Here is a 7,663-nt window from a genome sequence, read left to right as displayed (position 1 = left end):
TGCCAGCCGTACTTTTGTCTTCGTACGCGAAATTGAGCCGCTGCTTCAGGCAGGCCTCATCAAAGGAGGCGACCTGGACAACGCCATTGTCATCTACGAACGCGAAATGTCACAGGAAAGCTTCGACAAACTGGCCGATGTAATGGGAGTTCCTCACATGGATGCCAAACAGCTGGGATACATCAACCACAAACCGCTGGTGTGGCCCAACGAATGTGCACGCCATAAATTGCTCGACGTCATCGGTGACCTGGCCTTGATCGGAAAGCCCATCAAAGGACGTATCATCGCTACCCGTCCGGGACATACCATCAACAACAAGTTTGCCCGCCAGATGCGTAAAGAGATCCGCCTGCACGAAATTCAGGCACCTTCGTACGACTGCAACCGCGCTCCCATCATGGACGTAAACCGCATTCGCGAACTTTTGCCTCACCGCTACCCCATGCAACTGGTGGACAAAGTGATCGAAATCGGTGCCAATTACATTGTAGGTGTAAAGAATGTGACCTCCAACGAACCGTTCTTCCAGGGTCACTTCCCGCAAGAACCCGTCATGCCGGGTGTGCTGCAGATAGAAGCAATGGCACAGACTGGTGGTCTGCTGGTATTGAACTCGGTAGACGAGCCAGAACGCTACTCTACTTATTTTATGAAAATAGACGGTGTAAAATTCCGTCAGAAAGTTGTACCCGGCGACACACTGATATTCCGTGTAGAGCTGTTGGCCCCCATCCGTCGTGGTGTTTCGACCATGAAAGGATATGTATTTGTTGGAGAAAAGGTAGTTTGCGAAGCCGAATTCATGGCGCAAATAGTAAAGAACAAATAAAATTAATAATGGAGAATGAAGAATGAAGAATCTATTGTGACATGTTCCGGTGTGCAAACAGAAATCTTCATTCTTTATTCTTAATTCTTCATTCATATTATGATCAGTCCCTTAGCGTATATCCATCCCGAAGCAAAAATCGGGGAAAACGTAGAGATTGCCCCTTTCGTATTCATCGACAAGAATGTGGTAATCGGCGATAATAACAAAATTATGGCCAATGCCAACATTATGTACGGAAGCCGCATCGGCAACGGAAATACCATTTTCCCGGGAGCCGTGATTGGTGCAGTCCCTCAAGATTTGAAATTCAGAGGCGAAGAAACGACAGCCGAAATCGGAGACAACAACCTGATCCGCGAAAACGTAACCATTAACCGTGGTACAGCAGCCAAAGGAAAGACTGTTGTAGGCAGTAACAACCTGCTGATGGAAGGAGTACACGTTGCCCATGATTCCATCATCGGAAACGGCTGTATCATCGGAAACTCTACCAAGATGGCCGGTGAGATAATCATTGACGACAACTCCATCATCAGCGCCAACGTACTGATGCACCAGTTCTGCCGTGTAGGCGGATATGGAATGATACAGGGCGGATGCCGTTTCAGCAAAGACATTCCTCCTTACATCATTGCCGGTCGTGAGCCTATCTGCTATGCAGGCTTGAACATTGTAGGCCTGCGTCGTCGCGGTTTCTCGAACGAAACCATCGAACAGATCCACAATGCCTACCGCATCATCTATCAGAGCGGACTGAATACCACCGATGCCCTGAAGAAGATCGAGGAGGAAATGGAAATGACACCCGAAATCAATTACATCGTAACCTTTATACGCGAATCAGCCCGCGGCATCATCCCCGGCGGAAAATAATAACAAGTACCTATTATGATCTACAGATTTACTATCATCTCCGATGAGGTGGAGGACTTTGTCAGAGAAATACAGATTGACCCGGAAGCAACTTTCTACGACTTCCACGAAGCAATATTGAAATCGACCGGATATACCAACGACCAGATGACCTCGTTCTTTATCTGCGATGAAGACTGGGAAAAGGAAAAGGAAGTCACCCTGGAAGAAATGGATGACAATCCGGAAATAGACAGCTGGGTGATGAAGGACACCCGCATCAGCGAACTGGTAGAAGACGAAAAGCAGAAACTGCTGTACGTATTCGACTACATGACCGAACGTTGCTTCTTCATCGAACTTACTGAAATCATCACCGGCAAGACCATTAAAGGTGCCAAATGTACCAAGAGCGAAGGCGATGCACCCAAACAGACTATCGACTTCAACGAGTTCGAAGCCAAGAACAGTGCTGCCCTCGACCTCGACGAGAACTTCTATGGCGATCAGGACTTCGACATGGAAGACTTCGACAAAGATGGTTTTGGTGGCTTCGACGAAGGCGGAGGAGGCAATCCTTACGACGAAGACAGATACTAAAAAAATGAAGAATGAAGAATTTCTGCTTTGCGGATGAATGAAGAATTTATCCACAAGCTGCAATTCTTCATTCTTTATTCTTTATTTTCATTCTTAATTCTTCATTTTTTCATTCCCTTGACCCTCATTGTACTCATAGGACCTACCGGTGTTGGCAAGACGGAACTTAGTCTCCGGCTGGCCGAAGCGTTCAACACGTGCATCATTTCGGCTGACTCACGACAACTGTATGCCGACCTGAAAATCGGCACAGCAGCCCCAACCGAAGAACAGCTACAACGGGTGAAACACTATTTTGTGGGTACACTGGGACTGACCGACTACTACAGTGCCGCTCAATACGAAGCCGAAGTCATAAAACTGCTCGAAACCCTGTTTAAGGAAAAAGACACCGTAGTACTGACCGGAGGCTCCATGATGTACGTTGACGCTGTCTGCAAAGGCATCGATGACATCCCCACCGTCGATAGCGAAACACGCTCGCTGATGCTCCGCCGTTACGAAGAAGAAGGACTCGAACGCCTGTGTGACGAGCTCCGCCTGCTCGATCCGGAATACTACCAGATTGTGGATCGGAAGAATCCCAAACGTGTCATCCACGCCCTCGAAATCTGCTACATGACGGGCAAGACTTATACTTCCTTCCGCACCCGGCAGACTAAACAACGTCCCTTCCGCATTGTCAAGGTGGGTCTGACCCGGGATCGTGAAGAACTCTACGACCGCATCAACCGCCGTGTCGACCAGATGATGGCCGACGGACTGCTGGAAGAAGCCCGCAGCGTCTATGCCCATAAGGACTACAACTCGCTGAACACCGTGGGCTACAAAGAACTTTTCAAGTACCTGGACGGCGAATGGACACTGGACTTTGCCGTAGAGAAAATCAAGCAGAATTCCCGCATCTACTCCCGCAAACAGATGACCTGGTTCAAGCGCGACACGGATATCCGCTGGTTTCATCCCGAACAGGAAACGGAGATACTGGCATATCTTCGCTCACAGATGATGAAGTGACAAGTTGACGAGTTGACAAGTTAACGAGGGGACGAGGTGATGAGTTTAAAAAAGCCTTGTGGCCTATAGCCTCGTCAACTAGTTTAGTAAATCCATCGACTTGCCCAACTTGCGATAGAGAGCTTGCATTTCTTCCCGCTCCACCTTGTTTTTGCGGCGCCACTGCTCCAACAAAGACTCCGTCAGCCGGAAGTTTTCCTCCTCTACAGGAGCCAGCCGTTGCATATAGCCATCTCCTTTTTCGTTGTATAGCAATGCCCAGTGTATGTAACGTTCGCTGCCCATGCCAACCTTCAGGCTGAAAACTTTATCCTTCAGCTGCAACGATTCATAAGACAGAGGTGAAGTGCCCAGACTATTGTCCATGCAAACCATCGGTGGCAATGTTTCGTCTACCCACAACGGAACGGCTACACCCGTAGGCGGATAGCCCAACACAGTCCACATGGTGGTTAATGAGGCTGACTCATCCGGTTTCACTCCCTGCACCACCACCGAACACGAAGTGCTGCTGCGCGAAATGAAATCCTGATCGACAAACCATCCCGAAGCTCCTGTCCCCGTAAATGGCGGACGACGCAAGTCGATGCCCAACACACAATTGTGGAACGAACGTGCCAGGTCGTTGAATATACGCCGGGGAGTAATCGAATGACTGGCAGCCAAGGGATCGAGCACACGGACTGCTTCCTGATAACGCACCACGCCTGCTCCCGGTCCGTACTGTCCCGAAACAGAAAAGTTGGTACGGGCTACATAGCCCGCAGGTGCCACCTCTGGATCATTGGCATCGTATATCTTATACGTGTAGTAATCCACCTCGAACATCATCGCTCCGCCCTGTGCATCGATTACGCCGAAATTGGCTTCTATCCTGCTGGGCTTTGCAAGTGTGTCAAGATAGTGACGGAAATCATCCACCGTAGCACAAATTTCCAATGCCCGGTAAATGGCACGTCCGTTAGCCTCACCGCGCTCCTCACCGTCCTTCACCTCTACCAGATTATAACTCTGTGTATTCATCAATGCAAATCCCGCCGAATTGGTGCCGATCCACGCCTCCCGCTTCCGGTGGAAATCCTCACTGTTTACCACAGCAATGAAGTCGAACTTCTCCCCACGGACAAACTCTACATGATTCTTCAGGAAATCCGTATCACGGTGTTTCCACAGCAAAGGGCGTCCGTCGGGCGTAGCACGTCCCGACACAACGGCAGAAGTACAGGCCAGAGCAGGAAGTATCAGGCCCCAAAGCCCTACCAACAAGAAAACAAAATTCTTCATATACAAAAAGAAAATACAATATGCACACCCGGCAAAGATAAAGAAGTTTTCAATGCCAGAAAGAAAAAGGGCATGCATATTTCAATGCACACCCTTCTCTTCTTCAATTAATATACCTGAGTTCTGTTTAGTTTATCCAGACCGTCTTGTTCACAAAGCGCGGAGCAGGCAGCGGCTTCAGCGGTTTCACGCTGGCTGCGCTACGTGTCATCGGTTGCGGCAAGTGAGCCTGGTCGAACTCTACAAACGTTTCGTAATCGTACGTCCACGAATCGCCATAGGCGGTAGACATGACACGCTTATAGATGGCTTCGCGTGAAGGAGCGTTAAAGCCATTGATGTTATTGCGCATCATACTTTCGTTGGTCGGACGCCATGCGCCAGTCCAGTAGGTGCAGGCACCTTCGTATGCGCCCAACTCTTCACCAAAGGCATCCACTCCCTGATAACGGGGATCCTGAAGGAAGTGCTTCCAAAGAATCTTGTCCTTGTCGCCGGTAAAGTCTACGTTCATGGCCCATCCATAGGACTGGAACTCACGATACGCACTGACCTGTGTCAATGGTATTTCGCCCATTGTCTGGTAAGAATACTCGTCGAGCAGCTTAGCCAGACCATGTCCCATACTCTCGTGGCAAAGCACCTGACGGAAAGTTTCGCTTTCCAGATTCTCTATCACCGGACAGTAAGCAATGGCAAGCTCAGACATTTCGTCGCCGTTCAACCGATAACCGATGTTAGTAGTACCGGCATACACACTGGTGTTAAGCAACACAATCGCCAAAGTCTCTTCCATCTTTTCCAGGTTTTTCAGCTCGTCAACAACAGAAGCATATTCGAGAACTTTCTCCATGTTTCCAGAGATAGCCGAACTACCGTTTCCTGCGAGTACCGATTCGAAAACGGTGCTGTATCCTTCACCGAAAGCATTGTTCTTGGAAACTGCCGTCACCGACCAGATATCGAAATATTCGCGCAACGAGCGCAGAGGCTCCTCCGTAAAGAGGTTTTCCACAGCCTTGTCCATCACCTGATCGTAGTAACCTTCGGCAATTTCTTTATCCACAAAGCCATCACCCATAATGACGATAGGTACACCATTGCCTTTCGAGTGTGACTGCAATACTTTTACCTGTTTGTCAGCCGAATAATCGGTCGAAGTTTCTACCGGCTCACCTTCCTGACGGATGTAGATTTTTTCTGATTCCATCAGCACATTGTCTGTGTTGTTCTTGTCAACGATATATATCTGGAAGGTAGCTTCGCGTACATCACGTGTCTCGTTGGGAAGTACCCGAATTTCGAAAGCTCCTTCGGTCAAAGCACGCGATTCGGGTGCCTTGATAGGCTTAATCCAGCTGCTAACATTGGAATAAACCATCAGTTTGTACTTACCATCCACGTTTGTAGCAAATTCCAGTGCCAGGTCCTGTCCTTCGCAGGGCACATCAAATTTGGCCTGTTTCAAGAGGACAACATCCGAAGTAAACTGGGTGAAAGCAATTTCTACGGGAGTTCCGTTGGCTCCGGTCAATTTCAGTACTCCGGAGCGATCCAGACCGGTATTATTGGATTCCTTCGCAATCAGCGAAATTTTCACTTCACCTGCATTACCCGAACGGGGCGATACGGTAGCCCACTCTACATTGGTTTCGGCTTTCCAGTTCGAACCGGCTACAAATTCGATGGTATACTGCGCGTTCTTAGCTGCCGGCAGCATGATATTATCCACCGAAGACGTTACCGAAATGTCCGGCAAGTTTTCGTTGTCGTCGTCCGAACAAGAAGCAACGAACAGCGAGCAAAGAAAAAACAGAGACAGATAATATAGCTTTTTCATGTCAATAGAGATTTGAATTTACAGGGAAATTACATTCTATCAATCACGCTTACAGGAGCTTTCGTTGCCTTGAAATTCTTCTGTATAGCACCGGCAGCACGTACAACGTTCTTCGTTGCAGCGTTACCAATCGTAGTGCAGTCAATGCTTGCAATTTCTGTAGTAACCAAGCCTTTGTTGTCTACACCAAATACCAGTATCTTATAGTCTGTTCCTGGATAAATGCCCCATCCATAATCCATGGAAGCAAGCACTTTCTCGCCCGAAGACAATATTTCAGCTGTTCCCCAGTCTTCTACGCCACCATAGATTTCTTCCGAATAAATGGCATCGAAAGCAAAGTCATACATGGTATAGTCGTCTTTCAACGTGCTGTTTTCAACAAATGCGATATAATATCTCTCGCTGGCATTCGAAGGAGTCACTTTCAGCTTGATGTTAACGATAGAATCTCCTTCAGCAACTTCTACCAATTCTTGGTTTTCTACACTCAACGTGAATGTACCATTGCTCGTAGCCTTCCATTCCGGAGTTGTAAAGAAGTACTTGATCATCGGAGTCACGATCTTGACAGGATCATCGTCATTTTTCATGTCGAATTCCACACCGTAAGCATACATAAGATAATTCTGATTAGGCTTCAGCATACGGGTTTCGTACTCAGTGTCTCCCTTATCCGAACCTTCCTGCATAAAGCCGTACCAAGGTATCCAAGGCATGGAAGAGCCCAACTTCTTATAATAACCGAAGTCGTAACCTTCGATAAACTCCATATCCGAATCATAGGCTGTATACGTTTCGACAGGAATCTGTGCCAGCTGATAGTACATGTCCTTGTCTTCGGGCACTGCCTTCATCAGAGCCGAGCGGTAAGTCAGGTTCTCGATAGACAATGCAATCGGACCACTGCTGGTGGTCACACGTGCTTCTGCCGGTTCAGATACCACCGATGCATCCGATGAAACGGCCTTCAAAGTGAATAAATATTCAGATGAATAAAACAGTTCGGCTTCTTTCGTACTGGCAATCTCTACGTTCAGGCTCTTTGTCTTGCCAGTTACAATAACTTCGTTCTCGGATTCCTTCACAGCCTCCAGCTGATAGGTATATTCAACCGCATTTTCTACAGCCTCCCACGAAAAGGCCAGCGTAATAGGGTTATCCAAAATCTCTTCGCTTTGAATGATTTTTGGGGTTGTAACTGTTCCTCCTTCGTCAGAAGAATCATCACACGA

General features: G+C 48.0%; 7 protein-coding genes. 4 read left to right on the top strand and 3 right to left on the bottom strand.

What is annotated here, in order from left to right; translation table 11 throughout:
- The 4 genes from QVP67_RS08535 to miaA form a co-directional block, all read left to right on the top strand.
- A partial coding sequence (locus tag QVP67_RS08535) for a bifunctional UDP-3-O-[3-hydroxymyristoyl] N-acetylglucosamine deacetylase/3-hydroxyacyl-ACP dehydratase (protein WP_288180046.1) occupies nt 1–832 on the top strand: 832 nt, incomplete at its 5' end.
- Nucleotides 833–931: 99 nt separating this feature from the next.
- Complete coding sequence (lpxA, locus tag QVP67_RS08530; RefSeq protein ID WP_022163149.1) at nt 932–1,708, top strand: acyl-ACP--UDP-N-acetylglucosamine O-acyltransferase; 777 nt, start codon at nt 932–934, stop codon at nt 1,706–1,708.
- A gap of 15 nt (nt 1,709–1,723) precedes the next feature.
- Complete coding sequence (locus QVP67_RS08525) at nt 1,724–2,287, top strand: IS1096 element passenger TnpR family protein (protein WP_022163148.1); 564 nt, start codon at nt 1,724–1,726, stop codon at nt 2,285–2,287.
- Between the two features lie 33 nt (nt 2,288–2,320).
- Nucleotides 2,321–3,304: a tRNA (adenosine(37)-N6)-dimethylallyltransferase MiaA gene (miaA, locus tag QVP67_RS08520; RefSeq protein WP_022163147.1), complete on the top strand. Its 984-nt coding sequence runs from the start codon at nt 2,321–2,323 to the stop codon at nt 3,302–3,304.
- A gap of 78 nt (nt 3,305–3,382) precedes the next feature.
- Here miaA and QVP67_RS08515 read toward each other — a convergent pair whose 3' ends face one another.
- The 3 genes from QVP67_RS08515 to QVP67_RS08505 form a co-directional block, all read right to left on the bottom strand.
- The gene (locus QVP67_RS08515; RefSeq protein WP_288180045.1) at nt 3,383–4,588 is read right to left on the bottom strand and encodes a hypothetical protein; all 1,206 of its coding nucleotides are present in this window, start codon (nt 4,586–4,588) and stop codon (nt 3,383–3,385) included.
- A gap of 127 nt (nt 4,589–4,715) precedes the next feature.
- Nucleotides 4,716–6,428 carry a M64 family metallopeptidase gene (locus QVP67_RS08510; RefSeq protein WP_022163145.1) on the bottom strand — a complete coding sequence of 571 codons (1,713 nt, stop codon included), beginning with the start codon at nt 6,426–6,428 and terminating at the stop codon, nt 4,716–4,718.
- Nucleotides 6,429–6,457: 29 nt separating this feature from the next.
- On the bottom strand, nt 6,458–7,663 hold a 1,206-nt coding region (locus QVP67_RS08505), incomplete at its 5' end, for a hypothetical protein (protein ID WP_288180044.1).

It is taken from the genome of Bacteroides sp. CAG:633, assembly GCF_000435115.1.
In the GTDB taxonomy this organism is placed as follows: domain Bacteria; phylum Bacteroidota; class Bacteroidia; order Bacteroidales; family Bacteroidaceae; genus Bacteroides; species Bacteroides ndongoniae.
This window is presented reverse-complemented; position numbering and strand designations above follow the sequence as displayed.

What these genes read in the sequence shown, in the direction of transcription:
- QVP67_RS08510 (WP_022163145.1), bottom strand. Translation starts at nt 6,428, where the DNA reads ATGAAAAAGCTATATTATCTGTCTCTGTTTTTTCTTTGCTCGCTGTTC.
- QVP67_RS08515 (WP_288180045.1), bottom strand. Translation starts at nt 4,588, where the DNA reads ATGAAGAATTTTGTTTTCTTGTTGGTAGGGCTTTGGGGCCTGATACTT.
- miaA (WP_022163147.1), top strand. Translation starts at nt 2,321, where the DNA reads ATGAATGAAGAATTTATCCACAAGCTGCAATTCTTCATTCTTTATTCT.
- QVP67_RS08525 (WP_022163148.1), top strand. Translation starts at nt 1,724, where the DNA reads ATGATCTACAGATTTACTATCATCTCCGATGAGGTGGAGGACTTTGTC.
- lpxA (WP_022163149.1), top strand. Translation starts at nt 932, where the DNA reads ATGATCAGTCCCTTAGCGTATATCCATCCCGAAGCAAAAATCGGGGAA.